The sequence below is a fragment of the Vibrio sp. S457-15 genome (assembly GCF_000960545.1).
In the GTDB taxonomy this organism is placed as follows: domain Bacteria; phylum Pseudomonadota; class Gammaproteobacteria; order Enterobacterales; family Vibrionaceae; genus Vibrio; species Vibrio parahaemolyticus.
The window spans coordinates 296584-319346 of sequence record NZ_JYOQ01000114.1 but is presented as its reverse complement, the minus strand read 5'-3'; the positions used below and the strand labels follow the sequence as shown (position 1 = coordinate 319346).

Below are 22763 nucleotides of genomic sequence, written 5' to 3'. Positions count from 1 at the left end.
CATACTTATGCGACTTCGAGTTCCGATTTTAGCTCTCTCTTTAAGATCTTACCCGTAGCACTCATCGGTAACTGTTCACGAATTTCGACAAACCTTGGGTATTTGAAATTGGCTAACTGCTCTCGCCCCCATAATTGCAGCTCATCGGCTTCGACAAATTGATTCGGTTTTAATACCACATAGGCTTTGATCTCTTCGCCATATTCTTGATGCGGAATACCTATCACAGCCACCATCGCTACCGCAGGGTGCGTCATGAATACTTCTTCAATCTCACGAGGATACACATTGAAGCCACCTCGAATGATCAAGTCTTTCATCCTGTCGACAATAAACAGATTACCCGACTCATCAAATCGCCCGACGTCACCGGTATGGAACCAACCACTTTGCAACACCGATTCCGTCACTTCTGGGCGATCAAGATAACCTTTCATGACGTTGTGCCCGCGCACAATAATTTCGCCTTCCTCACCGACAGGGAGAGCATGACCGTCAAGATCAACGACTTTCACCTCAACACCTTGAATCGGTTGCCCGACAGAGCCCGGTACTCGCTCTTGATCAAGGTGATTAAAACACGCTATCGGACTGGTTTCGGACAAGCCGTAACCTTCTAGAATTGGTACATTGAATCGTGCTTCAAAGGTCTTAAATACTTCTGTCGGTAGTGACGAGCCTCCACTAACGGCTACCCGTAGCGACGAAATATCGCAATTATGTTCAACATGCAGCAAACCAATGTACATCGTAGGGACACCGGCAAAGAGTGTCACTCGATGCTTTTCGATCAGCTCCAACACATGTTTCGGATCAAATCGAGGTACTAAAACCAAAGTTGCACCGCTTTGCACGCTAGCATTGAGATGCACGGTTTGACCGAATGTATGAAACAGTGGCAACGTTACTAGATGAACATCATCAGCCTGACTCGCCATGATGTTCTGAGCCACAAGCGCATTCATTACGATGTTTTGCTGCGTGAGCTCTGCTCCTTTGGGCAGTCCCGTTGTGCCTGATGTATACAAAATCACACAAGTGTCATCCGCATCGCGAGCAACGTAATCCGCCAAAGGTTCGATATCTTCTATAAAAGACGTCAGTGTCGGTAAACCTTGGTACTCTTTTTGAGTGTGATCTTGCGTCATTACGATCATCGTTTCACACGCATCCACCTCTTTAAACGCTTTCATGCCTTCTTTCGCCATTGGCAGTTCGAGCGTTCCTTCAAAACAGAAGTAAAACTTCGCTTTCGAATCTTCTAGGTGGTATTTGATTTCTCTAGATTTGAGCAACACGTTCAGCGGAACGGTAACAGCACCCGCCTTCTGAACCGCAAAGTAAACGAAAGGAAAGAAAGGCAAATTCGGGCACGATAACGCCACTCGGTCTCCCGGTTTGACGCCCGCTTTAATCATCGAAGTCGCGATCTTACCCGCAATCGCGTCAAATTCTGCGTATGTGAATTTTTTATCACCACATATCAAGGCCGTTTTATTCGGTTTACTTGCAGCATTTCTCTGCAAGGCAGCAGCAAGGTTCATCATAATGGCTTACCCTCTAAAACTTTGTCATTTTCATTGTTGTTCGTGAATTCCTTTAAGAGAGTCACGCATCATGGGCGACTAGGAGGCTTGGAAAAGCCACACCGCCTTTTGTTAACATTACATTTACAAGATTTAAAAACGCAAGAATGTAAAAAATTTAACATTCAGATGCCCGCACGAACCAAAATGTGAGCGTGTTAGCTAATTATTGTTATAAATATCAAACCAAAAAACCAAAGCCCTTCCTCAACTCCACCGTTGAACAAGCCATTAACATTAACTTAATTTCAACAAACGTGACTTATCACCCAAGAACACATCGAAATACAGAATCCATACATTAAGCAAATGGCAATCGTTTGCTATCGTGCAAAAAATTAGCACCCGTCAATGAAATATCGATTATTTCATCAATAAGCTTCTGCTGCATATTGCCAATTGTGAACGATAAGTGTAAAAAGCAAGGCGAGATAATTATCCATAAAACAATTACAGGCTGGTGGGTAATTTTAGGATTTTACATTTTATTAGCACAGAGGTTATGGAAGTGTTAAAACAAAAGAGTTTGCTAAACAACATTGGCGTGCAAGTCGTCATTGCAATGATCGTGGGTACTGCCGTTGGTGCTCTAATGGGTCATGATGCGACTGTATTCGCGCCATTAGGTGCTATCTTTATCAACCTAATCAAGATGCTGGTAATCCCATTGGTTGCTGTCGCTTTGATTTCTGGTGCTGCTGGTCTTGGTAACAGCCAGTCTGCGGGTAAAGTTGGCTTGGTAACATTGGGTTACTTCGGTTTAACTTCGGCTCTAGCAGTTGCATTGGCTCTGTTTATGGGTGAAGTATTCCAACCGGGCATGGGCATCGACGTTTCTGGCGTAGAAGGCATGTTCTCGGCAGAGTACGCTTCAAAAGGTGAACTACCTACTTTCTGGGCAACCATCACTGGTATGATCCCAACCAACGTTTTCCAATCACTGAATGAAGCGAACATCCTACAGATCCTAGTATTCTGTATGTTCTTTGGTATTGCGATTTCTAAGCAAGCGAAAGAGCGTCGTGAACCAATCATCAATGGGGTGAACTGCATTGTTGATGCAATGGTTTGGATGATCAATAAAGTGATGATCATTGCACCTATTGGTGTATTTGGTCTGATGGCAGAAGCCGTAGGTACGTTCGGTTTTGGCGCACTCATGGTTGTATTCAAACTGTTCGTTGTTTACGTTGCGGCAATCCTTGTGTTTGGCTTTATCGTATACCCTGCAATGGTGCATGTTTTCACGAAGACATCAGCGAAGAAATTCGTGTCTGCAATGAAAAAACCACAAGCAGTTGCACTATCAACAGCGTCGTCAATGGCGACACTGCCTGTCACTATGGATACGTGTGAAAAAGAACTTGGCGTGAAAAACTCAACTGCGTCATTCGTTCTGCCTCTAGGCGCGACCATCAACATGTCTGGTAATGCGATTTACTACGGCTTGGTGGCTATCTTCTTTGCACAGCTGTTCAACATCGACCTAGGCGTGGGCGCTTACATCGCGATCATCGTGACTTCGACTCTAGGTGCGGTTGGTCAAGCTGGTGTTCCGGGCCCTTCTTTCCTAGTGGTAGCAGTACTACTAGCGGCGGGTATTCCAATTGAAGGTCTGCCTCTACTCTTCGCTCTTGACCGTATCTTCGACATGATTCGTACGGCTCTAAACATTACTGGTGATGCAGCATGTGCGGTCATTGTTGATGCTTTAGTAGAAGAAACTGCCGCTGACGCGGAGTTACAGAAGCAAGAAGCTTAGTTTCCTAACAAATACTTAAAAGCCGCTCAAAAGAGCGGCTTTTTTTTCGATTCTTTGCATTACGTAACCATACAAATAGAAACTAATAGCATAATTTTTCTGAAGTGATATAACGCCCGTACTAACTATAAAAAACGTCAGATCTAGGTTGTATCATGAGTCTTAAGCTGTCTTTGGTTTCGCTTTCCAATACAGATTTGCCTATTGAAACAAAACAACAGGCACTGATCGATATTGTTCTTCGCTTCCTCACACCACAAGAGAGAGCCTCTCTCTTTGAGTCCATCACTCATCAACGAGAAACGAACTTGCTGGCACGCTATCCTGAGTACCAGTCCAAAAGTCTTTCTGTCTTGTTTGAGTTAATGGATTATCGAGATTTGGTTCGACTGCATCCGAACAACCTACATGACGACGTCTATCTACTTGAATTAACCGTAGCAGAGTGCTTCCCTCATTGGTTAGACTTTTGGTGCGCTTGCGAAATCGAAGCCATCAAACAGAAATACTCGCTTGAAAACCGCGAGCCAGCGACTGAACTCTCCTTCGAAGACGCCTCTTACTCAGCAATGCTCATTGATGATATTTCAAAGTCTTCAATGCGCGTTCAACTGCCCAGCTACCCAGTGGCAATGACCTTGAGTGACGCAGTTGCGCTGAGTAATTTGGAGCTCTTCGTTCAAGGAGAAAAGTGGTATGAGATTTTGCCCTTGTTGTCACTTTCTCAGAAAGGTAAGCACTTTATTCTGCTCCAAACTCAGACAACTCCGGTGTTGGTCGCATCAGCGCTAATCCAAGACTGGAACCAACGTAACACTTGGCTAAGTTATGCGCCGCAGTTTAACAGTGAAAAATGGCGATTCTGTCTACCTCTGCACGGCTATCAAGAGCTTAATCGTCTTGATATCTTGGCAAGTGACCTCGTTACAGACTATGGTTCTTTAACAGTGTTTGATCAGGCATTCCAAACACACATAACTAAAACAGAGATGGTATGCGAAGTGCTGCGTCTTACGGTGAGCGGCAGCGTTCAACACAAGCTCTACTTCTTATATCTTGCACAAAAAGAGCTGATGAATGTGCTGTTTCAGTCAGGCTACAAGGTTGGGTTCACCATTATAGAACAAGCGTTCATGTTAAATTTTTATCAATCTATTGATTCTAAAGCCTACTTTCATTCAGGATACTGCGACATTAACGGTGACGGTATTAATACGTACCGGGGTTTCTGGAATTTTGAATCGATGGTAGACACCTTTAAACGCACAGACTTTCGCGATTATAAACGCCGTATTCGAGTAATCAGACAAAATACGCAGGTGAATGAACATGCTTGATATAGGTCTTAGTGGCCTACTCTACCCGAAAGCCATCACACTGTTTGCGACAGTGGCCGTGGTTCTCGTGTGGCTGCTGTACTACTGCTATCGCCTTAAACAAAAGAACGAAGTGATCTTAGGTTCGTACCACGCGCCTTATATCGCCTATTCGACATGCATTATTATTTGGATTAGCAGTAACGCCTACTTCCATACCGATTTGCTACCTCTGCTTGGGTCAGAGGGCGGCATTTTCATGGCGAAATTAGCCAACTTAGCTTCCTTCTTCGCATTTGCTTTTGCTTTCTACTTTTCTTGCCAGCTCGCCGCCGAGCAGAAAAAAGGCAAAGTAAAACTGTGGCAACAAGGCATTTTTGTTGCGCTGACGGTTTATTCTCTGGTCATCAATTTACGCCCGAACCTAACCGTTGAGAATGTGCTGATTGATGGCCCTAGTCAATTTGTGATTGAGTTTGGCCCTCACACTTCTTATTTCTTCATGGGATTGGTGACCTTTGTCGTTATGACACTCACCAACCTCATTAGCATGCGCGCAAACAGCAGTAAGCTCTCTATAGCGAAGAACAATTACATGATCGCAGGGATCTTAGTATTCATGCTGTCTACGGCTGTCATACACCTAGGCATGACCTACTTCCTTGGGGATTTCTCACTAACGTGGCTGCCACCAGCGTTATCCATCAGTGAAATGCTGTTTGTTGGTTACGCGCTGCTTACATCGAGATTCTACAGCGCCAAATACCTTGCTTATCTGACGATCAGTGTGCTTTTTGTGTGCACCATTTTCGTCCTGCCATTAGGTGCGGTATTTATTCCAATGTCTGAAGACAATCAATGGCTCATCTCAATTCCGATTTGCGCCTTGATTGGCATCACCTGGCACTTGGTCTACAAACGCGTTAGCCGAATCGCATCGTTCTTTATATACGGCAATCGACAAACACCAGTTCAGCAGATCTTAGCGTTAGAAGAAGAGTTTAAGCGCTCAATCGACGATGCCGTGCATCAGTTGAGCACATTACTCAACATACCCAATGACAAGCTTCAACTCGTAACCAGTAACTACACCGAAACCTTCTACGAAGATTATTTACACAGCAATGATTCGGTTTTGGTGCTCGACGAACTCTCTGAAAGGCTCGACGAAAAACCGAATTCAAAAGGTTCAATCAAAGCTCTTTATGAACGCATGAGATCGAGTAACACGGCACTTGTTATGCCACTATTTGGCCGCGAAAAGTCGGTTTCACATTTGCTGATTTCTTCACACAAAAGCGATAACAAACTGTTTTCGAACGAAGAGATTTCAGCACTACAAACATTGTTGATCCGCGTACAAAATACGATTGAGTCTGATAGAAAGATTCGTCAAAGCCGCGCGTTGGCCAACTCGATCGCCCATGAAATGCGCAACCCATTGGCGCAAGTTCAGCTTCAATTTGAAGCGCTGAAACAGCACATTGATAGCAATGCATCCGATGACAAGATCAGAAGCGATATCGAAAAAGGCCAAGCAGCAATTCAGCGTGGACGCCAACTCATCGACATCATCTTGCGCGAAGTCAGCGATACTTCTGCTGTGCATGAACCCCTTTCGCTTACCTCGATTCATAAAGCGGTGGATCTTGCGGTGAGTCGATACGGTTTTGAAAACGAACACATCATCGAAAGGGTGAAACTTCCGACTCAAAACGACTTTGTCGCCAAAATCAACGAGACGCTGTTCAACTTTGTCATTTTCAATTTGATTCGCAATGCGATTTACTATTTTGATTCCTATCCCGATAGTCAAATTGAAATCAGAACCCTCGTCGGCCCTTATGAAAACACGCTTGTTTTCCGCGATACAGGGCCTGGGATTGATGACAGCATCGTACACAAAATCTTTGATGACTTTTTCTCATTCCAGAAAAGCGGCGGTAGCGGGCTTGGCTTGGGTTACTGTCAGCGCGTGATGCGTTCTTTTGGTGGTCGAATTGAGTGTAAATCGGTAACTAATGAATTTACCGAGTTTTATCTGCATTTTCCGGTTGTGCCAAATGCACCGAAAGTAGAAACGCTTCGAACGCCAAACTTTTACAACTGGAATCAGAAAGTCAAAACCAAACCAAGTCCAGAACCTGTCGTACAAATCAACAAAGATGCACCAACTGTGCTCATTGTCGATGATAAAGAGGTGCAACGTACTTTGGTTCAAATGTACCTAAATCGACTTGGCGTCAATAGTTTACAAGCCAATAACGGCGCAAATGCGGTGGAACTGTTTCAATTACATCAGGTCGATTTGGTGTTGATGGATGTTCAAATGCCCGTGATGAATGGGTTTGATGCCAGCGAAAAAATCAAGCAGTGCTCTCCAACTACGCCAATCATTGCCCTGTCTGGCGAGTCTGGAGAGAAAGAGCTCGAGATGATTGCTAAGTTGATGGATGGTCGTCTGGAAAAGCCAACCACACTCAACGCATTGCGTGATGTACTGGTGAGATGGCTTCATTTCGATAAAATAAGCGTAACGAACAGTTATCAAATTGCGAATGAATAGTTGGCATTAAAACTGCTTAACTGAAGTACAAACCGAATTATCCAGAGCGTTGAGCTTGCTGTTATGCAGTCAGGAAGCTTGATAAGGAGATGGCTATGTTACTTCACCGACACACATATTACGGCTTGATTCATCACGGAATAAAAGCACTATTGTTAGACAGAATCGGACGCTACACCGAGGAAGAATATCACCAATATTTGAGCCTAATGACAGGCAAATCAACTTGCTTCACCATGACGCATGAAGAGCTAGAAGCCACCGTCGATAACTTGTTGAGAGAAGGCTATTTGGAAGACGTAAAGTCTCTGATTTCTCAATACCAACGTGTGGCGTAGGAAAGAACCGTTTAGCACTCGAGCCATGAGTCAAGCCTACAGAAGCTCACCAAGCTATCTGTACTAACGAGCAAGATTTCGCCTTTTTAGGTGCCTTAAACATATCAATACATTGCCGCTCATTGAGCGGCAATTTTTTATCCAAATCCCTTGAGCTATTCACATTACGCCAGATTCCGCTAGACTGTCAGCAACTCAACAACTCGGTAGTTTTTGGCAACATGAAGCAAATCCTTGATTTTATTCCTCTCATTATCTTCTTCGCTCTATACAAGATGTACGACATCTATGTAGCGACTGGAGCACTCATCGTTGCAACAGCAGTTCAACTTATCGTGACCTACGCTCTGTATAAGAAAGTAGAGAAGATGCAACTGATCACGTTTGTCATCGTCACGATATTCGGCAGCATGACCATTTTCTTCCATGACGACAACTTCATAAAATGGAAAGTCACTATCATTTACGTGGTGCTTGCCGTTGGCTTAACCGCCAGCCACTTAATGGGAAAATCGGTCGTCAAAGGCATGTTGGGTAAAGAGATCACGCTACCTGACGCGATTTGGGCGAAGATAAACTGGGCATGGGTAGGCTTCTTCTCATTTTTTGCAGGCCTAAACATTTACATCGCTTACGAGCTACCTCTGGATGTTTGGGTTAACTTCAAAGTGTTTGGAATGCTGATTGCCACCTTCGCCTACATGATTGCTACTGGTGTCTACATTTACAAGCACATGCCAAAGGAAGAGAAAAATAACTCCTCCGATGTCTCGGTTGATGATTAAAAACTCAATTTTGCTATAATCCGCGCAAATGTATTATTCACAGCGACCTTCGGGTCGCTGTTTTGTTCAACGGACCAATAATTACTGCATTAGTATTCTTATTGGCACACCATATTTGCGCTTTTTTTGAGCGCCCTTGAAGATTTAGGATGTCACTATGAGCCAAGAATTTAACTCTCCGAAAGGCCAGCTTCTGCTTCGTACCCTTGCAATGCCCGCTGATACAAATGCAAACGGCGATATCTTTGGTGGTTGGATAATGTCTCAACTTGACTTGGCGGGTGCGATTCTGGCGAAAGAGATCTGTTCTGGTCGCGTCGTTACCGTTTCTGTTTCAAGCATTACATTTAAAAAACCAGTCAGCGTAGGTGACGTGGTTTGTTGTTACGGCGTGTGTAAGAAAATCGGCCGTACATCTATGAGCGTTGACCTAGAAGTCTGGGTGAAACCAGTGAAAGTCGACGGCATCGAAGATCGTTTCATGGTTTGTGAAGCAACCTTTAACTATGTAGCCATCGACAGTGAAGGCAAACCACGTCCAGTGCAAAGCTAAGTTGTCATAAAATCGAATTGCTAGGAAGAATCTCACATTTTCTATTGTTCACTTGTGAGAGGTTCAAAAAAGACGTTAAATTAACACTTTACCCCACCAATTAAGGAACTATGCTATGTGGTACGTCATCTTTTCTCAGGACGTCGAGAACTCATTGGAAAAGCGTATGGGCGTTCGTCCTCAACATTTAGAACGCTTGCAACAGCTTCAAGATGAAGGTCGTTTACTTACCGCAGGTCCAATGCCAGCGATCGACTCTGATAACCCAGGAGAAGCCGGCTTTACTGGTTCGACAGTCATTGCTGAATTTTCCTCTTTGGAAGATGCCAAAACATGGGCTGACGCCGATCCTTATGTGGCGGCGGGCGTTTACGAAAACGTGATCGTAAAACCGTTCAAAAAAGTGTTTTAAGTTATGAAAAAATTACTGTGTCTCTTCCTCGCCTTTGGTGCATTGGCGGGTTGTTCATCAAACAATGACAACCAACGCCAACTTGAATTAATGGCGTCTAACCGTGCTGGTGTCTTGTCTGCCGGACTGCCGTTGGAATACGGTCCGCTGCAAATCATGCGTGTTTCTTCTAACAAGAACGTGGTAGAAATGATGATGATTTACAACGACGATGCTTTAGGTGCGAAACCATTAAACCAAGTACTGAATACCAGTATTTATACATACTGCAATACGCCGTCGGTAAGAGAGCAAATTGATATGGGTTTGATGTACCGATTGAAAGTGCGTAACTCACGCGGTCAGTTAATTGCTGATGAATTGGTTTCAGAGCAAACCTGTAGCAAAATCAAATAGTCACAGTAATTTGCTTGTCGCTCAAGCCCGACGACAACGAGAGCCGTCGTTAGTGAGCTAGGCGGACATTAAATAAAAGATACAAAAGCGGAGACGATGGTCTCCGCTTTTTTATTGGCCACTTTAAATTGGTGAAGAGCTACCTTATGCAAGCTCTGCGCGAAGCTTCTTCGCAGCAGACACAAGGTTGGCAAGTGCAGCTTCCGTCTCTGCCCAGTTACGTGTTTTCAAACCACAGTCTGGGTTTACCCACAAACGTTGTACCGGAATCTTTTCTGCCGCTTTCTTGATTAAGCCTTCAATCCACTCTTCCGTCGGAATGTTTGGTGAGTGAATGTCATAAACACCTGGGCCGATTTCGTTCGGGTAATTGAACTCTTCAAACGCTTTAAGCAGTTCCATATTCGAGCGTGACGTTTCAATGGTAATCACATCCGCATCGAGCGCTGCAACAGAATCGATGATTTCATTGAACTCGCTGTAACACATGTGAGTGTGAATCTGAGTTTCTGGTTTTGCACTCGCTGCTGAGATCTTAAATGCATTCACCGCCCATTCTAAATACGCTTTGTGGTCGCGCTTTTTCAACGGCAAACCTTCACGAATCGCAGGCTCATCGATTTGAATGATATTGATGCCTGCATCTTGCAAATCAGAAACCTCATCACGCAGTGCTAAAGCCAGTTGTAGCGCGATTTCTTGACGTGTGATGTCTTCACGCGGGAACGTCCAACATAGAATCGTCACTGGGCCAGTTAACATGCCTTTCATCTGCTTGCTGGTTAGCGATTGTGCGTACGTCGACCATTCAACCGTAATCGGCTTTTCACGCTCAATGTCGGCAACCACAATGGCTGGTTTCACACAGCGCGAACCGTAACTCTGTACCCAACCAAACTTCGTCGTTTGGAAGCCCGCCAAATTCTCCGCGAAGTATTCCACCATGTCGTTACGTTCTGCTTCACCATGCACAAGTACATCTAGGTCGAGCGCTTCTTGGCGTTTTACGGCATCCGCAATGTGTCCTTTAAGTGCTTGGATATAGTCGGACTCAGATAACTGACCAGTACGATAAGCACTGCGCTGAACACGGATTTCACCTGTTTGAGGGAAAGAACCGATAGTCGTGGTTGGCAACAAAGGTAAACCCAACACTTCAGCTTGATGCGCAGCACGCTCCGCGTAAGGTGCGCTGCGCTCGGCAAGTGAAGCTGTAATATTGTTTAAACGAGCTTGCACTTGGGGCTTATTCACATGTGTTGCCGTTTTACGTGCTTTGATTGGCTGGCTATAGGTATCACAAGCGAGAATCGCATTTTGATCACCGTCGAGTGCTCGGCCAAGCAAAGCGACTTCTGTCACTTTTTGTTTTGCGAATGCAAACCAGCTTTTCACTTCTTCACTTAGCTCTGTTTCCAGTTCCAGATCAACTGGGCTATGTAATAGAGAACATGAACTCGCCACCCAAAGCTTGTCGCCCAATTTCTCTTTGACTGGCTGTAGACGTTCAAGTTGCGCACTCAAATCCGAGCGCCACACGTTACGGCCATTCACAACTCCGGCAGATAGCACCCAACCTTCTGGTAGTTTGGCAACCACGTCGTCAAGCTGCTGAGGCGCGGCAGACAAATCAACGTGCAAACCGTCCACTGGTAACTCAACAATTTTGTCTAGGGTATCGGTGACAGAATCGAAGTACGTCGTTAGCAGCACTTTCACATCGCTACGAATCACTTGGTATGCCAGCTTGAACGCGTCAGCCCACTGTTTTTCTAGCTCAAGCGACAAAATCGGCTCATCAATCTGAACCCACTCAACACCTTGGCTCGCCAGCTTAGCCAAAATAGCTTGGTAAGCCGTAAGCAATCGTGGCAGTAGCGTCAGGCGATCGAACCCTTCTTCTACCTCTTTACCTAAGTAAAGATAACTAACTGGGCCGAGCAATACCGGCTTCACTTTATGCCCAGCTTGGACTGCTTCGTTGATTTCTTCAAACAGTTGCGGCCAGCTCACTTCAAACGTATCGTCCTTGCTGAATTCAGGTACGATGTAGTGGTAGTTTGTGTTGAACCATTTAGTCATATCCGATGCTGCTGCACCCGCACAACCACAACCCGCTTGAGATTGACCACGACCCACTTTGAATAGCGTATCGAGATTAGGAAAACCACCTGCGTGACGTTTTGGCACGTGACCCAATAGCAACGTCGTCGTCAATACATGATCGTACCAAGCGAAGTCGCCAGCGGTAGTAAAACTTAAACCAGCCTCTGTTTGTGTTTGCCAGTTTTTAGCGCGCAGATCTGCACCGACTTTCTTAAGCTCTGTTTGATCGATGTCACCGCGCCAGTATTTTTCCTGAGCGAATTTTAATTCTCGTTTTTCACCGATGCGTGGGTAACCGAGTATGTGCGTTGTTGTAGCCATGTCCCTATTCCTTTTTCAATCTTGTTCAATTTGTTTAGGTCAGAGCATCTTTCTCTAAATTCACAAGATGTCTGGATGGCTAAACTATCTCTCTCCTCTGTCGTTTGGACAACGTCCATTTATTCAACTTGTTTATTAAAAAAATTCATCATGGGTCGATTTCATTCGCAAATAAATTACAACAATAGACGTCTAGACGTTTACATATCCGTTTTTTGTCGTTAAGTTAGTTATGTCTGTCGCAGTCAATCAATACGTTTTAACAGCAATAAAAAATTGCTTGCGAGTTAAGTGGATTTGTTTGATAAGTGTTTATTCTTAAATCAAAAATTCAAAGTAGCTATTGAGTATTTCAACAAGACAGAGCATTAAGAAACCATATTGAGCCGTTATTGACTGGGATAGGAATTCGTTCACGGCGAACCACAAAGGATGAAAGGGATTCATGATAGAGCTAAAACATTTGCGAACATTAACTTCGCTTCGAGACACTGGCTCGTTAACTGCTACGGCTACTGCCTTGCACTTAACGCAATCCGCTCTTTCTCACCAAATCAAAGATCTCGAATCTCGTATTGGCGGTCAGTTATTTTTACGCAAAACTCGCCCAGTGAAATTTACCTCTGAAGGTGAAATTCTCTTGCGCCTCGCGGAAGATATTTTGCCAAAGCTGGCAAGAGCAGAAAACGAACTGGCAAGTTTGAAAGAGGACGTCAACGGTCGATTACACATGGCGATCGAATGTCACTCATGCTTCCAATGGCTCATGCCTGCTCTAAGGGAATATCAATTGGCGTGGCCAAGCGTCACGTTGGATTTTTCGTCCGGCTTCGGGTTTGAGCCCCTACCCGCATTGTTGGCTGGCGAGTTAGATCTCGTTATCACGTCGGATATTCAACCCCGTTCTGAGGTACATTATGAACCGTTGTTTGACTTCGAAATGCGCCTGATTACTGCAACCAATCATCCATTAGCTGACAAAGAAATTATCGAACCACAAGATCTTGCCGATCAAACTATGCTCTCTTATCCGGTTCAAAAACAAAGATTGGACGTTGTTAAGCACTTCTTGCAGCCGGCCGGCGTCGAGCCTGCCAGATGGAAGCAAGCGGACAATACCTTAATGCTGGTGCAAATGGTTTCGGCAGGGTTGGGCGTTGCGGCGCTGCCAAACTGGGCGATATCCGAGTTTTCTCGTCAGGGGTTAATCACCAGTAAACCATTTGGCAAAGGTTTGTGGCGTCGTCTGTTCGCAGCAACGCGTAACTCTGAAAAAGATAAGCGTTATCTGCAAGCCTTCTTTGCGACGGCGAGACAACAATGCAAAAGCCATCTTGACGGCATCAAGATGGCTTAACAACAAGGAATCGATTAAGACTAGCGTTCGTACGCTTTGAATTGATTGGTGAGTGGGTCGTACTGATAACCAAGCATATCAAGTTTGCCCACCACCGACTCAACATCCATTTCGTAGACCGAAGCCAACTCGTCAAAACTGTCGCACTCTAAGCGTAGTTTTTCGTTGACGATCCCCAACAAAATGATGCTATCCAGATTGCCTACATTGCTTAAATCCATCGCGACACTCCTCTTCGACAACGTATCAAGGTATATACCCAAGTGACTTCAAGATGTAGAGTTCAGAGCGTTGTCACTAATTCAAGTTCAAGGAAAACAACGCTGCGGAATAGCCAGCTATTTCCAAGTTTTTTGACGATGAAATTGCTTTAGTGACACGCTCCCAAAGGGCGAGTTGTCTTGGTTCGCATGCTTTGTTAACAATTTTTGATTTAGAACCACTAGATCTTCAAATTGTTGCCTCGCCTTCAAACCAAGTCATTCTCGCTGAACCAAGCATCTCGAGGTTACTTGGGTATATACATACAGCGTAGACAGGATCTGGAGAATTTAAAGTGAGCTCACTCGAGATCGTGAACTCACTGTCAGACTTGTTAAACAGCCAGAGCAAACAAACCTTGTAGGCTTGTCATGGAAGCAAGAGCAAGCAGCAAAGCAATGCTCAGTTGCACTTTTTCTGGCGCCTTGTGTGTGAAGATATGCCAACACCAAACCACAATGGTAGAGATAAGCAGCGCTAAAGAGATCAAAATCGGCTGCGTTGCGCTCGCAAGCGTAGCTTCATCCAATTGGTACGATGAAAATAAAATCGCAAGCACCAATAGCATGCCAGAAACAATACCCGTTACAGGTAAAATACGGTGGAACGCCTGTAGTCGGCTACGGGCAATCGTAAGCAGCAATTGAGAGAACGACGCACCTAAGAAGAAGATCATCACTGCCATCGCTGCTGAAGCGGGCCAATTCGGCTGTTCAAACACTTGAATGCTCACGTAAGCAAACGCCAAACCATTCGCCAAATGCAGCGCCCACAACGGGCCCTTTTCACGCGTTTTCTTGGTTTGAACTTGAGAGTAGAAATAGAAAATCGCGAACACCACCATAAACGCTTCAATACGAAGTGATGCCACCGCAAGCCAAAGTACCCCTATCGCAGGCAACATTTTGTGGAGACGACCTCGCTGACCCGGACAAATATCGCCCTTGATCAAAAGCAAAGTCAGCAGCGCTTGTGCGCCAAATAACATTGGAGGGAAAGTAACCAGCAATTGTTGAATCATGTTGAATGCAAGCTCAAAAGTCGTTTTGGGGTGGCGATAATAGCAAATCACCTATCGCCAAACCACCTAAACTCTCCGTCTAACTTGCAATCCAAATAGCATCAAACAGGCTTAATGCTCATGCGTTCAATATAAAGCCTGTGCAGCAATACTTGACCTAGCCATTAGCATGAAGCCAGATACTGCAAGGCATCATCTTGAGTGAGTAGCCCACGATATTCTTCTTTGGCGTCGCACAAGATCCAAGGGAAGCCTATACCAGCTTTGATCAAATCTCGAATGGCTGCTACAGGCAAACAGGCGTCAACTTGCTCAAATGCGGTGCTCATCACCTGATTGACTGGCCGTTTCCAAAGTCGATGCTCGCGCTCGGTTTCTAAATCTGTCCCCATCGCTGGCGTCATGTGCAAGTTGACTTGCTCTTTGGTGATCAACCCAACGCAGCGGTTTTCATTGATAACCACCAAAGGTGCACTTGGGCTCAGATTCATGTATTCCACCGCCAAAGACAGCGGTTCACCTGGGTCGAGTCGGCGCACATCGTGATGACATAACGACTGCAGCATCGCATCTTGAGTCGGTTTAACCATCACACCATTAAAAAGTGTGTCATGAGCTTGAGCCGTATCGAGTAGTACGACTGGCAACGCCTGAGAAAAGAGAAAGCCCTGCATGTAATCAACACCAATACCAGCCAACACTTCGAGCTCGCGTTGTGACTCGACACCTTCGGCAACCACCTCGACGTTCAGCTTGTGTGCCAAATCGGTAATGGTTTTGACGATGTTATAACTTGTACTGCCCTCATGAATATTCTTGACGAACTTGCGGTCGATTTTTAGTACATCAAATTGCCCTTCTTCCAAATAAGAAAACGAAGAGTAGCCCGTACCAAAGTCGTCAATCGCAATTTGAATACCCTCTTGGCGAATCTGTTCTAACGCAAACGCGTGTTCTTCATCTTGCTCGAAATACGCGGTTTCTGTTAACTCAATAGTCACCAGTTTTGGGTTTACATCGCTGGCTTTAATCAAATCGAGCGATCGCTGGAGAACTTGCAATGAATCAAGCTTGGTATTCAACGAGCGATTAATGGAAAGTCCGATATTTTCGCCATAGATTTTTTGCAAATGTGGCCACTGCTTCAGCGCGGTTTGGCAAACAACGTCATCCAGCGCAGCGATCAACTCCAGGTCTTCAATGATGGAAATCATCTCTTGCGTGCTGTACTCGCTGTTTTCGTGATAGAAGCGCGCTAATGCCTCGAACTTCACCACATTGCCGGTTCGCGTTTCAATAATTGGCTGAAAATACACATCCACCAGCTCACTTTCAATTTGGGTTTTCAGGAACGTTTCCAAATGCTGACGTTTCACCAACTCGGCGTGAAGTTCACTGTTGTAAAAGTTGAAGTAGCCGTTTTCTCCAGCTTTCGAAGACACCATCGCTTGCGCCGCATGAGCAAGTGCCTGTTTGGGATTGTTGGTGTCATACCCAAGAACAGAAACCCCGGTTTGCCCTTCCACAATCGTAGCGTGCATTTTGTTCCCCATTTCACTTCTCAGCTCAGAAAAGAAGCCTTTCATGGCTATTTGAATCAAGCGCAAGGGGCTCAACCACTGACAATGTGGCGTTTGTAAACAGACCACAAAGACGTCTCGCGATAACTGCCCCGCAATGCTGGTGTAGCGACTACGCATGATAAAGTCCGCAAAACCTAGCTGTTGTTCTAACATGCATTTCTGGGCAAAGTTCGGTCTTAGCGTCATCACGATATTGAGGTCTTTGTGACCACTTTCGTTTGCGAGGTTATCCAATTGAAGTTCGAATTCATCTCTGGTTGGCAAAAATGCCGACCAGTCTTGCACTTGCTCACAACGATTTTTCATCCACAAAAGGGAAGCCGAGATATCCGTTGAAAAACCGAGAAAAAGCACACGCCCTGAATTGAATGTGAGGCGATAGATACACAAATGATGCGCTTGGTTGCTGCCATTGGCTGTGCGGCTAAGAAGATTGCCGCTCCAATACCCTTCTTCATCAATGTGTTTCCAAAGCTGATCGTAAAACGCTTGGCTATGGTGAGAAGTGCTGAAGATGTAGGTTTTTAACCCAACGAGATCGCGATTTTGATACCCCATCTGAAGCTCAAAGGCACGATTGCAACCAAGAATACGCGTGTCTTCATCGGCAACGAGTACGCCGACGTTTGGCAAATCGAAGATGGTTTCAAGAATCTTCGCCAGCTCTTCACACCCAGTGATGGTCAGCTGAGGAATGATTGTGCCTTGAACAATCCGCTCGTTGAGCTTTTCAAAACTCATGGTGACATGAATGAGCTTGGCGTCATTAGGCATTAAGCAGCAAGAAAAATGCCCTTGCCCACCCATAAATTCGACGTCCGCAATGCGTTGACGACAAGCCTCTTGCTGCCCCATCAACATATATTGAAGCAGCTCATCTAAACTGTTAATCGGACGTTTAAAGCCAAAAGCATTGGCCATGCTTGGTTGGTCGCATTCAAACTCACGAGTATAGATGTCATAAGACCATTCCACGACCTGAGTATGATTGGCTGCGTGTTGCACTTGTCCTTGTGCAATCGTTAGTGATTCGCTCATTTCCTAGCCCCCTTATTTTGGTCGGCCTTTTTGCTCTCCATTCAAAACCCAATGTCACAGTCGATGTTTGAGGAACCTTTAGGTTCTCTGTTATGACTCGAAAGTTAACAAGTTAAGCCTTGCGTTTTGAATGTTGCTTCGAGCATGCTCGGCACATGCACTTTTAACTATGCACTAATTTGATTATAGGCGAGTTTCAAATAAGCATTCCATTGCTTATCAAATGTATTAAAATTGCGACAAACAAATCTAAGCAGGCTAATAACCATAAGGCTTCAAAGGGGATATCAGATAAAAAATCGTCGATATAACAATGATATTTCTGCAAACCAAATAAAACTCGCTGAACTGGGCTTGAATAGATGAGTTTGTTATAGATACCTGATCATCAAATCGCTATAATTCGCGCTCCCTGGAACAGAGAGCAAAATATGACCAATAACATCACTCCTATTCATGAGTACAAAAAATACTGGGCAGAGTGTTTTGGTACGGCACCTTTCTTGCCGACCAGTCGCAAAGAAATGGATGCCCTAGGATGGGATAGCTGTGACATTATCATCGTAACCGGTGACGCTTACGTAGATCACCCGAGCTTTGGTATGGCTATCATTGGCCGTCTGCTAGAAGCGCAGGGTTTCCGTGTCGGTATCATTGCTCAACCAGAATGGCAAAACAAAGATGCGTTCATGCAGCTTGGTAAGCCAAATCTGTTCTTCGGGATCACTGCGGGTAACATGGACTCCATGATCAACCGTTACACTGCGGATAAAAAACTTCGTCACGATGACGCGTACACACCAAATAACGAAGGTGGCAAACGCCCAGACCGCGCGACTTTGGTTTACTCTCAGCGTTGTCGTGAAGCTTACAAAGAAGTACCTATTGTTTTAGGTGGTATCGAAGCCAGCCTACGCCGTGTTGCACACTACGATTACTGGTCAGATAAAGTTCGCCGTTCGGTACTATTTGATGCAAAAGCAGACATCCTACTTTTCGGTAACGCAGAACGCGCACTTGTAGAAGTAGCGCATCGCATCGCAAATGGCGAAGACATCAGCACCATGACCAATATTCGTGGTACCGCCGTGAACTTGCCAGCCGCGCCAGAAGGCTACACGGTTATCGATTCTTCTCGCATTGAAAAACCTCGTAAAGAAGCGTTCGTACCAAAGAACCCATACGAAGTAGAAACTCAGTGTGAAACTAAAAAAGATGAGCCAGTTGCACAACCAATCACGATTCGCCCATCACGCCACGATGCTGCGACAACTGCGGTTCGCTTACCTTCGTTTGAAAAACTAAGAAACGATCGCATTCTTTATGCCCACGCAAGTCGTGTATTGCATTTAGAAACGAACCCGTACTCAGGTCGAGCGTTACTTCAAAGCCATGGTGATCGTGAACTTTGGGTAAACCAAGCCCCAATCCCATTGACGACCGAAGAGATGGACTTTGTGTTTGGTTTGCCTTACGCGCGTGTTCCTCATCCTATGTACGGCAAAGCAAAAATTCCAGCGTATGACATGATCAAAACGTCTGTGAACATCATGCGTGGTTGTTTTGGTGGCTGTTCTTTCTGTTCAATTACCGAGCATGAAGGTCGAATCATTCAAAACCGCTCGAAAGAATCGATCATCAATGAGATTGAAGAAATTCGCGACAAAGTTCCGGGCTTTACCGGCACAATTTCCGATCTTGGTGGCCCGACTGCAAACATGTACCGCCTAGGTTGTAAAGATCCAAAAGCAGAAGCGAACTGTCGTCGTCCTTCTTGTGTATTCCCGGGCATCTGTAACAAGCTAAATACAGACCACAAACACACCATCGATCTATACCGCGAAGCGCGTAAAGTTGAAGGCGTGAAGAAAGTGATGGTCGCATCTGGCGTACGTTACGACCTTGCGATTGAATCACCAGAATACGTAAAAGAGCTCGTAACTCACCACGTAGGTGGTTACTTGAAGATTGCACCGGAACATACAGAGAAAGGCCCTCTTGATCTGATGATGAAACCGGGCATGGGCACGTACGATCGCTTTAAAGAAATGTTCGAGAAGTACAGTGCTGAAGCAGGCAAAAAGCAGTACTTAATCCCTTACTTTATCTCTGCGCACCCAGGCACAGAAGACGAAGACATGCTGAACCTTGCTCTGTGGCTGAAGAAAAACAACTTCGAGTGTGACCAAGTACAAAACTTCTACCCATCACCGATGTGTAACGCAACGTCAATGTACTACTCAGAGACTAACCCTCTGAAACGCGTGAAGTACAAACAGCGCGAAGACATTCCAGTCGCGAAAGGAGAACGTCAACGTCGTTTGCATAAAGCACTACTGCGTTACCACGATCCTGCTAACTGGCCATTAATTCGTGAAGCACTGATCAACATGGGCAAGAAGCATTTGATTGGTGACAAACCAACGTGTTTGGTTCCTGCAGAAGATATTGATGCTCAAACTCCAGCGCAACGTCGTAAGTCTGGCCGTCACGGTGCAAACCGCTTTGCAACCAAGCACACCAAAAACCAACCGGGTTTCGGTGGCCACTTGAACAAACGCTCTGAAGGCGGTTCAAAAGATGGTAAACCATCTGGCAACCGTAACGGTTCTGGTAAAGTACAAGGTGGTCAACGCCCTGCTAGCAACGGCCAGCGCCCTAGCGGCAACGGTGCAAACCGCCCAGCAGGTAGCAAGCCGCAAGGCCAAGGTCGTCCACAAGGCCAAGGTAAACCAGCCGGTCAACGTAAGCCAAAACGTCGTTAGTTCATTAGAACTTGAATACTAAAAAGGGCTCCAGAGGTAACTCTGGAGCCCTTTTGTTTTGTTCGATATTTCTCGCCAATCGTTTTGCCGGAAATGAACCGAGTGAGCTGGCTTGAACTCACTCGCTTGATTAAGACAACTTGAACTTACTCAACTCACCGTGAAGATCACTAGCTTTTACTGTCAGCTCGTTACTGATCGCTACAGAAGATGACATGGTATCCATCACTTCCATCGCCGTATCATTAATCACAACCACATTACGGTTGATCTCTTCCGACACCGAACTTTGCTCTTCTGCCGCTGAAGCGATCTGATTATTCATATCATTAATCACTTCAATAGCTTGGTTGATTTCGGCCAACGCCAACTGCGCTGCTTGTGTTTCTTCTTTGGTATCCACCGCTTGCTTCTGGCTTTGCTCCATCAACACGACGATTGATTGCGTTTCTTGCTCCAAACGAGCCAACATTGCACGAATTTCTTCTGTCGAGCCTTGTGTGCGCGTTGCAAGGTTGCGGACTTCATCGGCTACCACAGCAAAACCACGACCCGCTTCACCAGCACGCGCAGCTTCAATCGCAGCGTTTAGAGCCAACAAGTTGGTTTGATCGGCAATGCCACCAATCTCACTCAGAATACCCTGAATAGCCGTGCTTGAAGCCACCAAATTCTGCGTCTGGTGCTGTGCATCATTCACTTGCGAAGCGAGGTTATCCACCGCGCTTGCAGCATTGTCCATACGCGACATGCCATTCGCACTATTGCTTTGAACTTGGCTTGCCGCCGCTGCTGCTTGTACCGCAGAATTTGCCACTTCTTGTGCGGTTGCGCTCATCTCATTAATCGCCGTTGCTAGCGAGTTGACTTCGTTTACTTGAACGTTCAGTTGATCTCTCGAAGCCGCCGCACGAGCTTGGCCTTCACTTGCGTTTTTATCAACTTGGTCTGCCGTCGCCATTACGGTTAAAAGCATTTCCTGAATGCGAGCGAGGAAGGTATTAAACCAGTGCGCCAGTTGGGCGGTTTCGTCCTTACCTTTCACCTCAATGCGGTAAGTTAGGTCGCCCTCGCCTTGTGCTGCGTCTTTAAAACGCTCCACTAAGTTAGTTAACACTTTGCCCAACGAGGTCGCGATCATCGTCATCGCAACAATACCAATCAGAGCCGCAATAATCCCTGCCCACACTCCCTTTTCAAGAGCTTCTGCACTTTGTTCTTCACTCCATCGCTCGTAGTCATCCACGTTCTTTTTAAGGAAGCTACTGGGAACCGACACCATAACGATCCAAGGTGCATCGCTGGTGTCAATTGCAGTAATCGCATACTCATCCCCGCCAAACGTCACAAGGCCTGCGCCTTTTTGTTTCGCAATGGATTGAATACGAGCCCATTGAGACGCCAACTCATGAGAAACTTTCTTGCCCACTTGATCCGCTTGGCTGCTGTTCGCCAGTGTGATGCCTTTCCACGAAGAAATCAGAATACGGCCTTGTCCATCAAACAAGTCGCTCGCGTAATCTTCACTTTGGCTTTGTAACTCGTTCAATGACAAATCAAAACCAAGAGAGCCGATGATCTCGCCACGTAACTTGATTGGTTGGCTAATGGTCGTGATCAGTTCTTGTTTGCCGCGAACCGGATACATGTACGGTTCCATCACGAACGTTTTGCCCGTTTCGAAAGGCATCAAGTGCCAATCGTCTTTACGCTCACCGTTGTTGTTTAATTCAGTATTACTAAAGCTATCCATCGCCACAACATCAAAACTGTTGTGCGAATTTGGCGAAAAGAATGGCGCTAAGTAGCCTTCGCTATTAAAGCCAAGGCTTTTGTCTTGAATCGTTGGCTCAACCCACGATGGCTTTTCCCACACCATGTAACCAGCAAACACAGATTTGTTCTGAGCTTCTAGCGACGCAATAAACTGTTTAACAATAATGTCTGGCGTCGCGGCCGTCTCTGCGCTTAATTCGATAATTGAACGCGCTTGCTTTAGGTTCGCCAACACTGGCTCTAACTGGTTGGAAATATTCAGCCCTTGCTGAATCGCCGTATTGCTCAGGTCGGTCGTGGTGGCTTCGTTCAGTTGAGATTTTACTTTTGTAGTGATTTGTTCATTCACTTGCGTGAACGCATTGGTTGTCATACCCATTGCAATCAATAGAGTGAAGGCCATTGCCCCACCCGCACTGACAGCAATTCGAGTGCGTATACTGTTAAACATGATAGCCTCACAAATTGATTTTTATCTGGCATTAAGCATTGAAAGGATCATGGATTTTAAACAAGTAAAGTTAATGGGAGACTTTCGTTTATGAACAGCTTAAGAACAGAAAATGTAGCTTTATTAATAAAAATAAAATAATGCAGCGTTTCGCTTATGCATGAAACCATTGATTTGATTGAATTATCTCAAAAAAGAGAATCTAAGCGTTTGTATTTAAACGCAATAACCATATCTATAAAATGGTTTTATAAAAAGTAAGAACCTTTCCTATCAAGTGCACTTGTGAAGATTGGCAATTATTAATAATGTGCTCAGTGTCACATAAATAATTCAGTATCTTCATGTTTTATATGGAGTTAACAGAACC

The 22763-nt window shown here is 45.3% G+C and carries 16 protein-coding genes; 10 read left to right on the top strand and 6 right to left on the bottom strand.

Annotation, left to right across the window (positions count from 1 at the left end; genetic code table 11):
- Positions 1 to 5: 5 nt before the first annotated feature.
- Complete coding sequence (locus UF05_RS10395; RefSeq protein ID WP_045545758.1) at positions 6 to 1547, bottom strand: long-chain-fatty-acid--CoA ligase; 1542 nt, start codon at positions 1545 to 1547, stop codon at positions 6 to 8.
- Positions 1548 to 2088: 541 nt separating this feature from the next.
- On the opposite strand from UF05_RS10395, the gene UF05_RS10390 reads away from it, so the two are divergent.
- The 8 genes from UF05_RS10390 to UF05_RS10355 all read left to right on the top strand — a co-directional run bounded on the left by UF05_RS10390 (position 2089) and on the right by UF05_RS10355 (position 9714).
- Positions 2089 to 3348: a dicarboxylate/amino acid:cation symporter gene (locus UF05_RS10390; RefSeq protein WP_045545757.1), complete on the top strand. Its 1260-nt coding sequence runs from the start codon at positions 2089 to 2091 to the stop codon at positions 3346 to 3348.
- A gap of 155 nt (positions 3349 to 3503) precedes the next feature.
- A complete protein-coding gene (gene opaM, locus UF05_RS10385) occupies positions 3504 to 4685 on the top strand; it encodes an acyl-homoserine-lactone synthase OpaM (protein ID WP_031857020.1) in 1182 nt (393 codons plus the stop codon).
- Positions 4678 to 7230 carry a quorum-sensing autoinducer 1 sensor kinase/phosphatase LuxN gene (gene luxN, locus UF05_RS10380; RefSeq protein WP_045545756.1) on the top strand — a complete coding sequence of 851 codons (2553 nt, stop codon included), beginning with the start codon at positions 4678 to 4680 and terminating at the stop codon, positions 7228 to 7230. The genes opaM and luxN overlap by 8 nt, the downstream gene beginning before the upstream one ends.
- Positions 7231 to 7325: 95 nt before the next feature.
- Positions 7326 to 7568 (top strand): hypothetical protein, encoded by a 243-nt coding sequence (locus UF05_RS10375; RefSeq protein WP_005481662.1) that lies wholly within the window; start codon positions 7326 to 7328, stop codon positions 7566 to 7568.
- Between the two features lie 221 nt (positions 7569 to 7789).
- On the top strand, positions 7790 to 8353 hold the full coding sequence (locus tag UF05_RS10370) for a septation protein A (protein ID WP_005481614.1): 564 nt from the start codon (positions 7790 to 7792) through the stop codon (positions 8351 to 8353).
- Positions 8354 to 8510: 157 nt separating this feature from the next.
- Positions 8511 to 8906, top strand: a complete 396-nt coding sequence (gene yciA, locus UF05_RS10365; RefSeq protein WP_005459205.1) for an acyl-CoA thioester hydrolase YciA — start codon at positions 8511 to 8513, stop codon at positions 8904 to 8906.
- Between the two features lie 115 nt (positions 8907 to 9021).
- Positions 9022 to 9318 (top strand): YciI family protein, encoded by a 297-nt coding sequence (locus UF05_RS10360; protein ID WP_005481648.1) that lies wholly within the window; start codon positions 9022 to 9024, stop codon positions 9316 to 9318.
- Between the two features lie 3 nt (positions 9319 to 9321).
- Positions 9322 to 9714: a GspS/AspS pilotin family protein gene (locus UF05_RS10355; protein ID WP_015296982.1), complete on the top strand. Its 393-nt coding sequence runs from the start codon at positions 9322 to 9324 to the stop codon at positions 9712 to 9714.
- Positions 9715 to 9858: 144 nt separating this feature from the next.
- Here UF05_RS10355 and metE read toward each other — a convergent pair whose 3' ends face one another.
- Positions 9859 to 12141, bottom strand: a complete 2283-nt coding sequence (gene metE / locus UF05_RS10350) for a 5-methyltetrahydropteroyltriglutamate--homocysteine S-methyltransferase (protein WP_045545755.1) — start codon at positions 12139 to 12141, stop codon at positions 9859 to 9861.
- Positions 12142 to 12586: 445 nt separating this feature from the next.
- On the opposite strand from metE, the gene metR reads away from it, so the two are divergent.
- Positions 12587 to 13498: an HTH-type transcriptional regulator MetR gene (gene metR, locus UF05_RS10345; RefSeq protein ID WP_005481610.1), complete on the top strand. Its 912-nt coding sequence runs from the start codon at positions 12587 to 12589 to the stop codon at positions 13496 to 13498.
- 20 nt (positions 13499 to 13518) lie between these two features.
- Here the strand turns inward: metR and UF05_RS10340 are convergent, their stop codons facing one another.
- From UF05_RS10340 to UF05_RS10330, 3 genes are all read right to left on the bottom strand, one after another.
- Complete coding sequence (locus UF05_RS10340; RefSeq protein WP_005457961.1) at positions 13519 to 13719, bottom strand: DUF4250 domain-containing protein; 201 nt, start codon at positions 13717 to 13719, stop codon at positions 13519 to 13521.
- A gap of 374 nt (positions 13720 to 14093) precedes the next feature.
- Entirely contained in the window at positions 14094 to 14780 is a 687-nt protein-coding gene (locus UF05_RS10335; protein ID WP_021453098.1) for a hypothetical protein, read from the bottom strand.
- A gap of 164 nt (positions 14781 to 14944) precedes the next feature.
- Positions 14945 to 17401, bottom strand: a complete 2457-nt coding sequence (locus UF05_RS10330) for an EAL domain-containing protein (RefSeq protein ID WP_021453774.1) — start codon at positions 17399 to 17401, stop codon at positions 14945 to 14947.
- Positions 17402 to 17832: 431 nt separating this feature from the next.
- Here UF05_RS10330 and UF05_RS10325 point away from each other — a divergent pair, with 431 nt between their 5' ends.
- Positions 17833 to 20166 carry a YgiQ family radical SAM protein gene (locus UF05_RS10325; RefSeq protein WP_005494690.1) on the top strand — a complete coding sequence of 778 codons (2334 nt, stop codon included), beginning with the start codon at positions 17833 to 17835 and terminating at the stop codon, positions 20164 to 20166.
- Positions 20167 to 20296: 130 nt separating this feature from the next.
- Here UF05_RS10325 and UF05_RS10320 read toward each other — a convergent pair whose 3' ends face one another.
- Positions 20297 to 22393, bottom strand: a complete 2097-nt coding sequence (locus tag UF05_RS10320; RefSeq protein ID WP_045545754.1) for a methyl-accepting chemotaxis protein — start codon at positions 22391 to 22393, stop codon at positions 20297 to 20299.
- Positions 22394 to 22763 lie beyond the last annotated feature (370 nt).